Annotated in this window: 14 protein-coding genes; 8 read left to right on the top strand and 6 right to left on the bottom strand. The window is 62.9% G+C overall.

Features of this window, described 5'->3' with window-relative positions; genetic code table 11:
* Nucleotides 1–197, bottom strand: a 197-nt coding sequence (locus YUO_RS43180) for a GDP-mannose 4,6-dehydratase (RefSeq protein WP_035728494.1), incomplete at its 3' end; no start/stop codon positions are given.
* 92 nt (nt 198–289) lie between these two features.
* A complete protein-coding gene (locus YUO_RS0136780) occupies nt 290–964 on the bottom strand; it encodes a Crp/Fnr family transcriptional regulator (protein WP_028351611.1) in 675 nt (224 codons plus the stop codon).
* Between the two features lie 299 nt (nt 965–1,263).
* Between YUO_RS0136780 and YUO_RS0136785 the strand changes: the two genes are divergently transcribed.
* The 6 genes from YUO_RS0136785 to YUO_RS0136810 all read left to right on the top strand — a co-directional run bounded on the left by YUO_RS0136785 (nt 1,264) and on the right by YUO_RS0136810 (nt 8,575).
* Nucleotides 1,264–2,085 carry an ABC transporter ATP-binding protein gene (locus YUO_RS0136785; protein ID WP_028351612.1) on the top strand — a complete coding sequence of 274 codons (822 nt, stop codon included), beginning with the start codon at nt 1,264–1,266 and terminating at the stop codon, nt 2,083–2,085.
* Entirely contained in the window at nt 2,082–4,013 is a 1,932-nt protein-coding gene (locus YUO_RS0136790; RefSeq protein WP_028351613.1) for a long-chain fatty acid--CoA ligase, read from the top strand. Before YUO_RS0136785 ends, YUO_RS0136790 begins: the two co-directional genes overlap by 4 nt.
* A gap of 217 nt (nt 4,014–4,230) precedes the next feature.
* Nucleotides 4,231–5,124: a branched-chain amino acid ABC transporter permease gene (locus YUO_RS0136795; protein WP_028351614.1), complete on the top strand. Its 894-nt coding sequence runs from the start codon at nt 4,231–4,233 to the stop codon at nt 5,122–5,124.
* Between the two features lie 6 nt (nt 5,125–5,130).
* Nucleotides 5,131–6,204, top strand: coding sequence for a branched-chain amino acid ABC transporter permease (locus YUO_RS0136800; protein WP_028351615.1), 1,074 nt, complete (start codon nt 5,131–5,133; stop codon nt 6,202–6,204).
* Between the two features lie 58 nt (nt 6,205–6,262).
* Nucleotides 6,263–7,543 carry an ABC transporter substrate-binding protein gene (locus YUO_RS0136805; protein ID WP_028351616.1) on the top strand — a complete coding sequence of 427 codons (1,281 nt, stop codon included), beginning with the start codon at nt 6,263–6,265 and terminating at the stop codon, nt 7,541–7,543.
* Between the two features lie 189 nt (nt 7,544–7,732).
* Nucleotides 7,733–8,575, top strand: coding sequence for an ABC transporter ATP-binding protein (locus YUO_RS0136810; RefSeq protein WP_028351617.1), 843 nt, complete (start codon nt 7,733–7,735; stop codon nt 8,573–8,575).
* Between the two features lie 11 nt (nt 8,576–8,586).
* Here the strand turns inward: YUO_RS0136810 and YUO_RS0136815 are convergent, their stop codons facing one another.
* The gene (locus tag YUO_RS0136815) at nt 8,587–9,747 is read right to left on the bottom strand and encodes an AGE family epimerase/isomerase (RefSeq protein ID WP_028351618.1); all 1,161 of its coding nucleotides are present in this window, start codon (nt 9,745–9,747) and stop codon (nt 8,587–8,589) included.
* 89 nt (nt 9,748–9,836) lie between these two features.
* On the opposite strand from YUO_RS0136815, the gene YUO_RS0136820 reads away from it, so the two are divergent.
* The gene (locus YUO_RS0136820) at nt 9,837–11,060 is read left to right on the top strand and encodes a phenylacetate--CoA ligase family protein (RefSeq protein ID WP_028351619.1); all 1,224 of its coding nucleotides are present in this window, start codon (nt 9,837–9,839) and stop codon (nt 11,058–11,060) included.
* A gap of 4 nt (nt 11,061–11,064) precedes the next feature.
* Here YUO_RS0136820 and YUO_RS0136825 read toward each other — a convergent pair whose 3' ends face one another.
* From YUO_RS0136825 to YUO_RS0136835, 3 genes are read right to left on the bottom strand one after another with little or no spacing between them, the layout of a single operon-like run.
* Nucleotides 11,065–12,162 carry a DegT/DnrJ/EryC1/StrS family aminotransferase gene (locus YUO_RS0136825; RefSeq protein WP_028351620.1) on the bottom strand — a complete coding sequence of 366 codons (1,098 nt, stop codon included), beginning with the start codon at nt 12,160–12,162 and terminating at the stop codon, nt 11,065–11,067.
* Between the two features lie 11 nt (nt 12,163–12,173).
* A complete protein-coding gene (locus YUO_RS0136830; protein WP_028351621.1) occupies nt 12,174–12,641 on the bottom strand; it encodes an acyltransferase in 468 nt (155 codons plus the stop codon).
* Nucleotides 12,638–13,699: a Gfo/Idh/MocA family protein gene (locus YUO_RS0136835; RefSeq protein ID WP_028351622.1), complete on the bottom strand. Its 1,062-nt coding sequence runs from the start codon at nt 13,697–13,699 to the stop codon at nt 12,638–12,640. The genes YUO_RS0136830 and YUO_RS0136835 overlap by 4 nt, the downstream gene beginning before the upstream one ends.
* Before the next feature lie 302 nt (nt 13,700–14,001).
* Here YUO_RS0136835 and YUO_RS43185 point away from each other — a divergent pair.
* The coding region (locus YUO_RS43185; RefSeq protein WP_035728496.1) for a GDP-mannose 4,6-dehydratase at nt 14,002–14,192 on the top strand (191 nt) is incomplete at its 3' end.

A 14,192-nucleotide genomic window follows, 5' to 3' on the forward strand; every position in this document is an offset into this window, starting at 1 on the left:
AGCAGGAACGGCACCTTGCGGGAATGCGGGTCCTGGTAGAGGTGATCGATCCGCGCCGTGTTGAACGAGGACGACCGCCGCTTGATGCCGTGGACTTCATAGCCGAGGCCGAGCAGATATTCGGCCAAGTAGGCGCCGTCCTGGCCGGTAACGCCGGTGATCAGCGCCACGCGCCGCTTTAAATCCTGAGCCGTCATATCTTCTCCAAACCCGCTCGTCGCGCAGGCCATAGCATTCGACCTACGCCAAGTCTATCGCCAAAGCCGTTTGAAATCAGGCTCTTAGGCACCTAATCGCCATGGTGGCGCAAGCGTTCGAGTTCGATGATGGTGACGCCGCCATATTCGAGCCGTAGCAAGCCCTCCTTCTCGAGCCGCTTCAGGCACTGGTTGGCGTTTTGCCGCGAAATACCGGAGAGCGCTCCGATTTCCTCCTGCGTGATCTCGAGATGGCGCGTCATGTCCGGATAGAGAATCGGGTTGAACAGCGAGGCGATGGAACGCGCGACGCGGCTGGTTGCATCGAGCGTGCGGCCATGTTCCACCGCTCCGATGAACTGGCCGAGCCGCTCGTTGAGCTGCCGGACCAGAAAGCGGTTGAACGCCACGCTGTTCTCGAACAGCCAGAAGAAGGTGCTACGGTCCATCAGCGCCAGCCTGGTGTCGCGCAATGCCACCACGTCGTAACGGCGCGGCTCGCCCTTGAGCACCGAGCCTTCGCCGAACCAGGCACCGGCCGTGAGGCCGGCGAAGGTTGCGGCCTTGCCCCCGCTCGACACGGTACTCATCCGGGCAAGACCCGTGACGATACCGGTCCAGTAGTCGAAGGGATCGCCGCGCATGAAGATGTGCTCGTTGGCGCGATAGGATTTCTCGACGATGCCGGCACGGGCGACCTCGATTTCCCGCTCGTTCAGTTCACGCGACCAGGCCGCGATGCGTTTGAGGTAATCCGCAGCAATCATGATCGCATCGACCGTCACGCCCCACACTTGCTGCACCGCAATAAAAGTGCAGCCGGCAAAATTTCCCGACGAATTGTCAGGCAAAAGACATTTCAAACTATCGCATTGCCCTAAGGAGGGCCACCTCGGCCGGTGTGCCCATGGCGCTACCGGTTTGGGGTCCAGCGTTACACGCGTGATGCCGGCCGTGATCGGCATCGTTAGTCGGATGGCCGGAAGGTCACTCCGGATGTAAGTTGCGGGTGCAGTTGCGAACGATAGATAAAGAGCGCGGCAAGCGCCTTATCTGGAGGGAATGAGTGGCTCATACGTTGGAAGTGCGCGGCGTGTCGCTGCGCTTCGGTGGCGTCCGTGCGCTGACCGAGGTTTCGTTCGGCGTGAACGAGGGCGAATTGTTCTCGATCATCGGCCCGAACGGCGCCGGCAAGACCTCCATCGTCAATTGCATTTCCGGCCGCTACAAGCCGACCGAAGGCCGGCTATTCTACCGCGGCAAGGATATTACCGGCCTCAATCCGAACGCGCGGCCACAGCTCGGCATCGGCCGCACTTTCCAGAACCTGGCGCTGTTCCACCACATGAGCGTGCTCGACAACATCATGGTCGGGCGGCATCACCTCTTGAAGAACAATTTTATCACCGGTTCGCTTTACTGGCTGACCGGCGCGCGGCGCGAGGAACTCGAGCACCGCCGCAAGGTGGAGGAGATCATCGATTTCCTTGACCTGCAGTCGGTGCGCAAGGCTACCGCCGGCACCCTGCCCTACGGCCTGCGCAAGCGCGTCGAGCTGGCCCGCGCGATGGCGCTGGAGCCGCAACTGATCCTGCTCGACGAGCCGATGGCCGGCATGAACTTCGAGGAAAAGGAGGACATGGCGCGCTACATCGTCGACCTCAACGAAGAGTTCGGCATGACCGTGATGATGATCGAGCATGACATGGGCGTGGTGATGGATATCTCCCACCGAGTCATGGTGCTGGATTTCGGCCGCAAGATCGCCGAAGGCGATCCCGCCTCGGTCCTCGCCGATCCGCATGTGAAACGCGCCTATCTCGGCGAAGAGGATGAGGTCCTCGTCGACCCCGACGACACGCCGGCGCCTCGGGAGAGCGTGGCATGATGGATTACGCCGGGCGCGCCGCCCTAGCCGATACCTTTCCTAAGCTGCTGCGCCTCAACGCGAGCGAGCACGGCGGCGAGATTGCGCTGCGCGAAAAGGATCTCGGGCTGTGGCGCGTCTTCACCTGGAGCGAATACCAGACCCGCGTCCACGATTTCGCGCTCGGCTTGGTCGAACTGGGTCTTGGCGGCGGCGACGTCATCGGCATCATCGGCGACAATCGCCCGGACTGGGTGGCCGCGGAAATCGCAACCCATGCCATCGGCGCCATGAGCCTGGGCCTTTATCGCGATGTGCTGGACGAGGAAGCGGCCTATCTGCTCAGCTACGGTGAAGCCAAGCTGGTGTTCGCCGAGGACGAGGAGCAGGTCGATAAGCTGCTGGCGCTCGCCGATCGCGCTCCCAACCTCAAGCACATCGTCTATTCCGATCCGCGCGGCATGCGGAAATACGACGATCCCCGCCTGATGGAAGCCGAAAAGCTCGCCACGATGGGCCGCGACCGGGCCGCGCGCGAGCCCGGGCTCTACGATCGGCTGGTCGATGCGACGCGCGGCGAGGACGTCGCGATCCTCTGCACGACATCGGGCACCACGGCCAATCCCAAGCTGGCGATGCTGGCGGCTGGACGCGTTCTGAAACACTGCGCGACGTATTTGGCCTTCGATCCGAAGGGACCGGACGACGAATACGTCTCGGTGCTGCCGCTGCCCTGGATCATGGAACAGGTCTACGCGCTCGGCAAAGGGCTGCTGTGTCGGATGAAGGTCAACTTCGTCGAAGAGCCCGAGACCATGATGCACGATTTCCGCGAGATCGCGCCAACTTTCGTGCTGTTCGCGCCGCGGCTCTGGGAATCGATCGCCGCGGATGTCCGTGCCGGCGTGATGGATTCCTCGCCGCTGAAGCAAAAGCTGTTCGATATCGGAATGAAGACGGGCCTTTCCGCGCTGGCTCAGGGCAAGCATTCGATATTTGCCGATCAGCTCCTGTTCCGCGCGCTGCGCGACCGCCTGGGCTTCACGCGACTGCGCTCGGCGGCAACCGGCGGCGCCGCGCTCGGGCCCGATACCTTCAAATTCTTCCAGGCGATGGGCGTGCCGCTGCGCACGCTCTATGGCCAGACCGAACTGCTCGGTGCCTACACGCTGCACCCTGCCGGCAAGGTCGATCCGGATACGACCGGCGTGCCGATGGCCGCTGACATCGAGATCCGCGTCGACAGCCCCGACGTCAACGGCGTCGGCGAAATCGTCGTGCGCCACCCCAATATGTTCCTAGGCTATTACAAGAATCCGGAAGCCTCGGCCGCCGACATCAAGGACGGCTGGATGCATTCCGGTGACGCCGGCTACTTCAACAATGATGGCCAACTCGTCGTCATCGACCGCATCAAGGATCTCGCCGAGACCGCGCGCGGTGAGCGCTTCTCGCCGCAATATCTGGAAAACAAGCTAAAATTCTCGCCCTACATCGCCGAGACGGTGGTGCTCGGCGCCGGCCGCGATGCGCTGGCGGCGATGATCTGTATTCGTTATTCGATCATCTCGAAATGGGCGGAGAAGAACCGCATCTCGTTCACGACCTATACCGACCTCTCCTCGCGCCCTGAGGTCTATGCGCTGTTGCGCAAGGAGGTCGAAGACGTCAACGCCACGCTGCCGCCGGCGCAGCGCATCTCACGCTTCCTGCTGCTCTACAAGGAGCTCGACGCTGACGACGGCGAACTGACCCGCACCCGAAAGGTCCGCCGCAGCGTCATCAACGAGAAATACGCCGATATCATCGACGCGATCTACGCTGGCAAGAGCGACATTCCGGTCGATACCGTGATCCGCTTCCAGGACGGCACCACCCAGCGCATCCGCACCACGCTGCGGGTCGTCGATCTCGGCGGACCTGCGCCGATGGCGGAGGCCGCGGAATGAGAATGTTGCAGCGGCTTCGCGCGGTGCCAGTTAATGCGCCCTCTCCCCTTGTGGGAGAGGGCTACACCGCCGGTCAACACGAACTCGCTTGGGTGAGGGGTTCCTCTCCACACATGCGAACGCGGAGAGAACCCCTCACCCGCCTTCGCTTCGCGAAGCCCCCCTCTCCCACAAGGGGAGAGGGGAATGGGCCCGCAATCCAACGGCGTCAAGTGGCATGAACACCCAGCTTCTGATTCAGCTCCTCGTCAACGGCCTCGTGGTCGGCACGCTCTACGGCGTGGTCGCGATGTCGTTCGTGCTGATCTACAAGGCGACGCAGGTGGTGAACTTCGCGCAGGGCGAACTGCTGCTGGTCGGCGCCTGGGTGTGCTGGTGGCTGCTGACCAAATATCAGGTGCCGTTCTATTTGGGCATGCCGATCACGCTGGTGTTCATGTTCCTGTTCGGCATCGCGATCCAGATCGTTATCCTGCGCCCCATGATCGGCGAGCCGATCATTTCCGTGATCATGGTGACGATCGCGCTCTCGACCGTGTTTTCGGCACTGATGAAATGGATGTTCGGCGTCAATTTGCAGCCGTTCCCGCGCATCTTCGAGACCCAGAACGTCAACATTCTCGGACTGCAGGTGCAGACCGTCTACCTGATGAGCCTCGCAGTCTCGGTGGCGATGATGGTGGGCATGGCGTGGTTCTTCCGCCTCTCCAAATATGGTCTGGCGATGCGCGCGACCGCGTTCAACCAGCAGGTGGCGCAGTCGCTCGGCATTTCCGTCAAAAGCGTATTCGCGATGGCCTGGGCGATCTCGGCGACCGTCTCCGCCGTCGCAGGCGTGGTGGTGGCCGTCGTCAATGGCGTCTCGGCAGGCCTCTCCGCCTACGGCGTCAAGGTGTTTCCGGCCGCGATCCTCGGTGGTCTCGACAGCGTTGGCGGCGCCGTGCTTGGCGGCATCATCATCGGCCTGTTGGAAAACGTCGCGCACTTTCTCGACAGCGAGTACCTGCACTGGGGCAATCTCTACGAGATCGCGCCGTTCTATGCGCTCATCATCATCCTCATGATCAAGCCGTACGGCCTGTTCGGCACCAAAGACATCGAGCGGGTGTAAATCATTATGGCAGGCCAGACCCTCATTCCCGCCGGCGATTTCCGCACCAGCTATGCGGCGGATACCACCGTGTTTCCGACCACGACCAGCCGCAACGCCATGATCGCCGGCATCGTGCTGATTTGCTTTGCGCCACACGTCGTCAACGAATACATCCTCAGCCTGCTGATCCAGATCGGCATCTTCGGCATCGCAGCACTTGGGCTGAACATCGTCGTTGGCTTCACCGGCCAGATCTCGATCGGTCATGCTGCCTTCTTCGGTTTCGGCGCCTTTACCTCGGCCTATCTCTCGAACCGGTTCGGCATTCCCGTCTTCTTCTGCATTCCGCTCGCCGGCGTCGTGACCGCCGCGGTCGGTCTGGTCTTCGGCCTGCCCGCGGCGCGGCTGAAGGGGCTTTATCTCGCGATCGCGACGCTGGCGGCGCAATACATCCTGCTCGACTTCTTTGCCCGCGCCGAATGGTTCACCGGCGGCAGCGTTCCCGCCAGCGCCGAACCGTTCTCGATCTTCGGATACATGCTGCGCGGCGATAAGCAATATTTCTACGTCGTGCTGGCCTATGTCGTCGTCTGCTACCTGCTGGTGACGAACCTGATCCGTTCGCGCGACGGACGCGCGCTGGTCGCCGTGCGCGACCATTATCTGTCCGCCGAGATCATGGGCATCAACCTGACCAAGTACCGGACGCTATCGTTCGGCCTCGCCGCTTTCTTTGCCGGCGTCGGCGGCGCGCTCTATGCGCATTACAATCAGGTTGTCTCCAACGAAGGCTTTGGCATCGATCGCTCGATCATCTTCCTTGCCATGATCATCATCGGCGGGCTCGGTTCGATCATGGGCACCCTGATGGGCACCGCCTTCATGGTGCTGCTGCCGGAATCGATGGAATGGCTCAGCGTCGCGCTCCGCGACAGCCCGATCGATCAATTTCTGGGACTAAAGAACAATATCGCTTTCTTGCGCGAGATGGCCATCGGCCTGATCATCATCATCTTTCTGGTGTTCGAGCCGGATGGACTTGCGCATCGATGGCGGCAGATCAAGGCATACTGGAAACTCTACCCGTTCTCGCATTGAGGTCGGAACGGGACGAACAACGAGAAGACCTCGAGAAGTAACCGGGAGGACTATGTCCATGACGATGAAGACTCTGTTGAGCACGGCCTCGCTTGCTTTGCTGTTGGGTTCTACCGCTGCATCGGCCCAGGCGCCGGTCGCGCTGGGGCATCTCACCGACTATTCAGGACCAACTTCGGACGTCGGAACGCCGTTCGGACAGGGTGTCGCCGATACCTATGCATGGATCAACAAGAGCGGCGGCATCAACGGCGGCAAGGTCAACCTCGATACCGTCGACTACGGCTATCAGGTGCCGCGCGCGATCGCCCAGTACAAGAAATGGTCGGGCGCCGACAAAGTCGCCGCCATTCTCGGCTGGGGCACCGCCGATACCGAGGCGCTGACGGGATTCCTGGCCCAGGACAAGATCCCGGATATCTCGGCATCCTATGCCGCAGCACTCTCCGATCCGACCGGAGCCGGCGGAAAGGCCAAGCCCGCGCCCTACAACTTCTTCTATGGACCGAGCTATTCGGACGCACTTCGCGGCATGCTGACCTGGGCCGCGGAGGACTGGAAAGCCAAGGGCAAGCCCGGCAAGCCGAAATACGTCCACATGGGCGCCAACCACCCCTATCCGAACGCGCCGAAGGCGGCAGGTGAAGCGATTGCCACCGATCTCGGGTTCGAAGTGCTGCCGCCGATCGTGTTCGCATTGACGCCTGGCGACTACAGCGCGCAGTGCCTGACGCTGAAGAGCTCGGGCGCCAACTACGCCTATCTCGGCAATACCGCCGGCTCCAACATCTCCGTGCTCAACGCCTGCAAGGCAGCCGGCGTCGACGTGCAGTTCCTCGGCAACGTCTGGGGCATGGATGAGAACGCCGCCAAGGCTGCCGGTGCTGCCGCCGACGGCGTGGTGTTTCCGCTGCGCACCGCGATCGCCTGGGGCGGTAACGCGCCCGGCATGAAGACGTTCATGGAAATCTCCAAGATGTCGGACGCGGCCGGTACCGCATACCGTCCCGTGCATTACCTCGCCGGCGTCTGCACCGCGCTCTACATGAAGGAAGCCGTCGAATGGGCGGCCAAGAACGGCGGCGCCACCGGCGAGAACGTCAAGAAGGGCTTCTATCAGAAGAAGGATTGGGTGCCCGCCGGCGGCGAAGGCATCTGCAACCCCTCGACCTTCACCGAGAAGGATCACCGCGGCACGCTCAAGGTCGATCTGTATCGCATGAAGGTCGCAGGCGCGACCGACGCCCCGCTCAACGAGCTCGTCAAGAACGGCGGCATCAAGATGGAAAAGGTGAAGACGATCGACCTGCCGCGCAAGCCCGAGTGGCTGGGTTGGTGAGGTCGTGGTTGCCGAGAGGCGCTGAACGCATTCGGCTGTCGTCCCCCGCGAAGGCGGGGGACCCAGTACGCCGCGGCTTCTCGGTGAATCACAGCCGCCTCTGGAATACTGGATCACCCGCTTTCGCGGGTGATGACAGCGGTGGGTGGCGTGGAAGCGCACCCCACTACGAGCGCCGGGACCAAGAACATGACTGAAGCAACCGAACTCAATCGTCCTGCGAAGACTGCCGCGCAAGCCGCTGCCCCGCTGCTCAGCGTCCACAACATCGAGGTGGTCTATGACAAGGTCATCCTGGTGCTGCGCGGCTTGAGCCTTGAAGTGCCGAAGGGCGCGATCGTGGCGCTGCTCGGCGCCAACGGCGCCGGCAAGTCGACGACGTTGAAGGCGATCTCGGGCCTGCTCAAGACCGAGGACGGCGAAGTGATCCGCGGCGAAATTGTCTTCGACGGCGAGCGCATCAACGGCATCGACCCCGACAAGATCGTGCGCCGCGGCATCTTCCAGGTGATGGAAGGCCGCCGCATCATCGCGGACATGACGTCGATCGAGAATCTGAAGCTCGGCGCGTTCACGCGCACCGACAATGAGATCGCCGCCGACATCGACATGGTGTTCAGATACTTCCCGCGGCTCAAGGAGCGCACCGGGCTCGCCGGCTATCTCTCCGGCGGCGAACAGCAGATGCTGGCGATCGGCCGCGCGCTGATGGCGCGCCCCAAGATGATCCTGATGGACGAGCCGTCGATGGGCCTGTCGCCGCTCCTGGTCAAGGAAGTGTTTGGGATCATCAAAGCGATCAACCGCGACCTCGGCGTCACCATCCTGCTCGTGGAGCAGAACGCGCGCGCGGCGCTGTCGGTCGCGAGCCACGGCTACATCATGGAACAGGGCAAGGTGGTGCTCGACGGCACCGCTGACGAACTGCGCGACAACGAGGACGTCAAGGAGTTCTATCTCGGCGGCGCCGGCGATCAGCGCAAGAGTTTCAAGAACCTCAAGAGCTTCAAGCGGCGAAAGCGGTGGCTGTGAGGTTCAGATGCTCAACCGAGCACCTGCTCCGCTTCCGCGACCGCGCAGAGAACATGATAGAACGAAGACGCAGGAATGGTGGCGACCAGGGAGTTGCCGTCGCGGTCGAGTTGGTCGTACCAGCCGCCCGTGACGGGATGGCTGAGATAGTGCCGTTCGAGCCGCGCCAGCGCCGCGCGCGCTTCATCGGCCGCGCCTGCCTCGCCCGCTTCGGCCTGCGCGATCCACGCCTTGGCGATTTCCGTCTGTGGCCACAGCCGGCGCGTATGCCGCCTGATGTTGCCGCGGGCGTCCCCTTCGTCGATCAGGCAGCCGGTCGCCTCGTCGCGATAGCGCAGCGCTGTTGCCAGCAATTCGCCGCGATAGCGCCCGGTCGGACAGCCGGTGATGCGCTCAAAACCTTTCAGCAGCCACGCCCATTCCGCCTGATGCCCGGGCTCGACGCTGACCGGCTCGATCTTCGACCAGTCCTCCTCGAAATATTCGCCAAGCATCTGCCGCTGCTTATCGTAGAGGTTGGCCAGAAACAGGCTGAAGAAATTGCCGGCCCGGTTCTGGAACACGAGGTCATGTGTCGCGTCGAACGCGGAAATCATCGCCTCGAACAGGTGCATCTGCGGGTTTTGCCGCCGCGGCAGCGATGCCGGCAATCCTTCGTGAACGCCGCCATGCGGCGAGCGCAGTTGCGTCTCGACGAAGTGGCACAGCCCGTCGATCTCGGCGCGGACCTGCGCATCGCGATCGAGCGCATAGACGGTTGCCAGTGCCAACAGCACGAAGGCGTGGTCGTAGGAATCCCGCAGCGGATCCAGCACCGCGCCATCAGGCTGCAGCGTGTGCACAAAGCCCGGCTTGCCGTCGGGGGCTTTCGCCTTCGCCAGCAGGTGCTCCAGCCCTTTGAGCGCGATCGCGCGCCCCTGCGGATACCAGCCCATCTGCGCCGCCTTGGCGAAGCAATAGATCTGGCGCGCCTGCACGAAAACCCGGCGCGGCGCCAGGCGGTCTGCACGGCCGTCCGGATCGAGCCGATCGATAAAGCCGCCCGCTCTGTCGTCCCACCCCTCGGTCGACCACAGCGGCAGGCAATGGTCGACCATGCGAAGCTTCAACTTGGCGACGATATCGGCCGAATCCAGCGTGTCTGCCGCCGCAGCGGTATCTCTTTCAGCCATTGCGTTCCCTGGAACATCAACACCGGTAAAAGCCGTCTGATAGCACGTCAGAGGCGGCACGCAATCGGCCCTCACCTGAGGCATCAGCCATGACCGACCACTACGACGCCCTTGAAACGCGCGAGCCGGGCCTACGCGAGGCGGAGCTGTTTTCAAAGCTTCCGGACGTCCTGCGCAAGGCGCTCGCCGCGCCGGCCTATGCCGAGCGCTTGAAAGGCATCGATCCCGCCGCCGTGACCAGCCGCGCCGCGCTTGCTGAGTTGCCGGTGCTGCGCAAATCGGAACTCCCTGCCCTGCACAAGGCGGCACCGCCCTTCGGCGGCTTCGTCGCCGGGTCGCTCGGGTCGTTCGGACGGCTGTTTACCTCGCCGGGACCGATCTTCGAGCCCGAGCCCGTTCACGCCGACCCATGGCGTGGCGCACGGGCGCTATTCGCGGCGGGCTTTCGGCCCGGCGACGTCGTGCTCAACACCTTCAGTTACCATCTGACGCCGGGCGGCTTCATTTTCGATGCCTCGGCGCGGGCGCTGGGCTGCGCGGTGATTCCAGCCGGTCCCGGCAATACCGAGCAGCAGTTTGAACTGATCGAGGCCTATCGCCCGGTCGGCTACAGCGGCACGCCTGATTTCCTCAAGATCCTGCTCGACGCCGCCGCGAATGCCGGACGTGATGTCTCCTCGATCAAGCGCGCGCTGGTCTCCGGCGCGGCGTTCCCGAAATCACTGCAGGACGAAGTCAAGGCGCGCGGCATCGACGCCTATCAGGCGTTCGGCACCGCCGACCTCGGCATGATCGCGTTCGAGACGCCGGCGCGCGAAGGCATGGTCGTCAACGAGGACCTGATCATGGAGATCGTGCGTCCCGGCACCGGCGATCCTGTGGCGCCCGGCGACGTCGGTGAGATCGTCGTCACCTCGCTCGACCCGCAGCATCCCTGGATCCGGCTCGCGCTCGGCGATCTTACCGCGGCGCTGCCGGGAACAAGCCCATGCGGGCGCACCAACATGCGTATCAAGGGCTGGATGGGTCGCGCCGACCAGACCACCAAGGTGAAGGGCATGTTCGTCCGCCCCGAGCAGATCGCCGAGATCGCCAAGCGCCATCCGCAACTCGGAAGACTACGTCTTGTGGTCACGCGATCCGGCGAGAGCGATGTGATGACGCTGAAGGCGGAAACGGCTGCGGCTAGCGAGACGCTACAGGACGAACTCGCAGCAACGCTGCGCGCGGTGACAAAGCTCGGCGGCAATGTCGAGCTGGTCGGCGCAGGCGCGTTGCCGAATGACGGCAAGGTGATCGCGGACGAGCGCTGAGCGCTCAAAACTTACGAACCAGATCGATCACTTCGTCCTGCTGTGCCCGAGTGATCTCGGCAAACATCGGCAGCGACAGGATGCGTCCCTGATCGCCAAACGCATTCGGAAATTGCTCCGGGCGATGGCCGAACCGCTGATACGCGGCAAGGAACGGCAGCGCCGTCGGATAGTTGATCGCGGTTTGCACGCCGTTGGCGTTCAGGTGCGCAGCCAATGCATCGCGGCGCGGATGCCGGATGGTGTAGAGATGATAAACGTGACTGCGGCCCGGCGCGACCTGCGGCACGATCACGTCCTCGATCTGGTTGAGGCCGGCATCGTAGACCTCGGCCGCATCCCGACGCGCCTTTGTCCATTGCGGCAAACGTGGCAGCTTCGCCGACAGGATCGCGGCCTGCATGCCATCGAGCCGGCTGTTGATGCCTTCGATGTGATGTTGATGCTTTACCAGACCGCCGTGCCGCGCCAGCATCGTCATGTGCTCGGCGAGCGTGCCGTCGTTGGTGACGACGGCACCGGCATCGCCCATCGCACCGAGATTCTTGCCCGGATAGAACGAATAGGTCGCGGCCGCGCCGAACGTGCCGACCTGCTGGCCCTTGTAACGCGCCAGATGCGCCTGCGCGCAGTCCTCGATCACCCAGAGCTTATGCCTGCTGGCGATCGCCATAATCGCATCCATGTCGGCCGGCTGCCCGTATAGATGCACGGGGATGATGCCGACGGTGCGCGGCGTAATCGCCGCCTCGATCGCCGCCGGATCGATCGTGAACGTCGAGCCGTCGGTGTCGCAGAACACCACGGTGGCGCCGGCATGCGTGATCATTGCGGACGTGCTGATCCAGGAATGCGCCGTGGTGATCACCTCGTCGCCCGGCTTGACCTTCAGCGCGGCCATGGCGAGATACAGTGCGTCGGTGCCGTTGGCGCAGGACAAGCAATGCTTGACGTCAACGGCAGCGGCGAACTCCCGTTCGAACGCGTCGACGTAGGACCCGCGAATGAAGGCGTTGTCGCGGATGACGGAGGCAATCGCGCCATCGATCTCGCTCTTGATGGTCTGATACTGCAGTTGCAGATCCGCAAAAGGCACCGGCATCGCTCGTCTTCCTACTTGTCCGTCAGCAGCCGTCGCGCCGGATTGCCGGCATAGGTCCCTGGCGACGTGATATCTCTGGTCACAACGGAGCCTGCGCCGATCACGACGTCATTGGCGATCCTCACCGGCAAGATGGTGGCGTTGGAGCCGATCGAGACGCGGTTTCCGATCACGGTCTCGCGCCATAAATCCCTGTTGCCGCGCGCCGGGCCGCCGGTCGAGAACGTATCGTTCACGAACATCACCCCGTGCCCGACAAAACAGTCTTCGCCGATCGTGACCAGTTCGCAGATGAAGGCGTGGGACTGTACCCGCGTGCGGGCGCCGATCACGACGTCTTTCTGGATCTCCGTGAACGGCCCGACAAAGCAATCGTCGCCGATCTTGCAGCCATAAAGATTGCACGGCTCGACGATCCTGACGCGCGCGCCGAACTCGACGTCGCGCACGTCCGCCTGATGTATCTCCGGCCGGTTCACGACACGACACCGAGCCGGCCCAGCCGAGGCGCGAAGCGAAGCGGCACCTCGGCGCCCGTCTCGATCGACTCGTAGAGCGCCGAAATCAGTTCCAGGCTCTTGCGCCCTTCGAGACCATCAACCAGCGCCGAACGCTGGTTCACCAGACAGTCGATCACGTGCTGGTAATAGGCTTGGTGACCGAAGCCGTAAACGTTCGGCGGATTGACGGAAAATTTCTCGACCACGTCCTTGTCCGAGGCAAGTTCCTCGGCAAAGCGCCAGTGCCGGATCTGGTTGACGGCAAAGCCGGCAATTTCGACCGTTCCCTTCTCTCCGAGAATCGAAAGCGAGCCTTCGAGGTCGGTCGGACGCGCAGCCGTGGTCGCCTCGATGATCCCGAGCGCGCCGTTGCGGAACTTCAGCGTGGCGACCGCAGTGTCCTCGGCCTCGATCTTTGCCAGCGCCGTAACCGCGCGGGCATGCACGCTGACGACGTCGCCGAAAAACCATTCCAGCATGTCGACGTGATGGCTGGCCTGATTCGAGAGCACGCCGCCGTCATAGGCCCAGGTGCCACGCCAGGCATCCTGGTCGTAATAGGCCTGGTCGCGGCACCAGCGGACGCGCACGGTGCCGAGTATCAGGCGGCCGAAGCGGCCGGCCTCCAGCGCCTCGCGCGCCTTCACTACCGGCACGTTGAAGCGATTCTGTTTGACGACGAACAGCTTGACGCCTGCCTCGTCGCAGGCGCGGATCATGTCGTCGGCGTCCTGAAGCCGCAGCGCCATCGGCTTCTCGACGATGGCGTGCTTTCCGGCCTTGGCGCAGGCGATGACATGGGCGGGATGCATCCCGCTCGGCGTCAGCACCGCCACCGCGTCGATATCCTTCCGGGCGAGGAATTCGTCCGTGTCATAGATCGCCGGGACACCGAACTTCGACGCGATCGCGTCGGCGCGGTTGCGAACGGTGTCACAAACGGCAACGAGCCTGGCTCCGTCGATATGGTTGCCGCCCAAAAGTTCTGAGTGACGTGTGGCAATGCGTCCGCAACCCAGGAGGCCAAACCTGACCATCAATGCTCCCTTTTTTCCATCGAGCAGCAATCTAAGGGGAAGCACAAGGACTATATTGTCTGAGCAACACAAACGCTGGTAAACCACTCAAATCCGCATTGCTCTGGCTCAGCCCTCACACTGCCCCTTTCACCTCATTCCAATTCACTTCGTTCAACAATTTCTTCGGTCATGGACATCCGAGATGTCAAGATGTTATGAGCCGCAAGCGGGTACTCCGGACCTGATCGCGGCCCATTTGGAACCGGCAGTGACATCATGCCAAACGCAGGTCGTGTTGGCGGACCTATGGAGAAGTACTGGTGAACGCCTCAAAACGTCGTGTCGCGCTGATCACCGGCGTCACCGGCCAGGACGGCGCCTATTTGGCCGAATATCTGCTCGGCCTCGGCTATGAGGTCCACGGCATCAAGCGGCGGTCGTCCTCGTTCAACACGGCGCGGATCGATCACCTCTACCAGGACCCGCATTCCCGCAAGGTGCCGTTCCTGCT

It is taken from the genome of Bradyrhizobium murdochi (assembly GCF_000472965.1).
Lineage (GTDB): Bacteria > Pseudomonadota > Alphaproteobacteria > Rhizobiales > Xanthobacteraceae > Bradyrhizobium > Bradyrhizobium murdochi.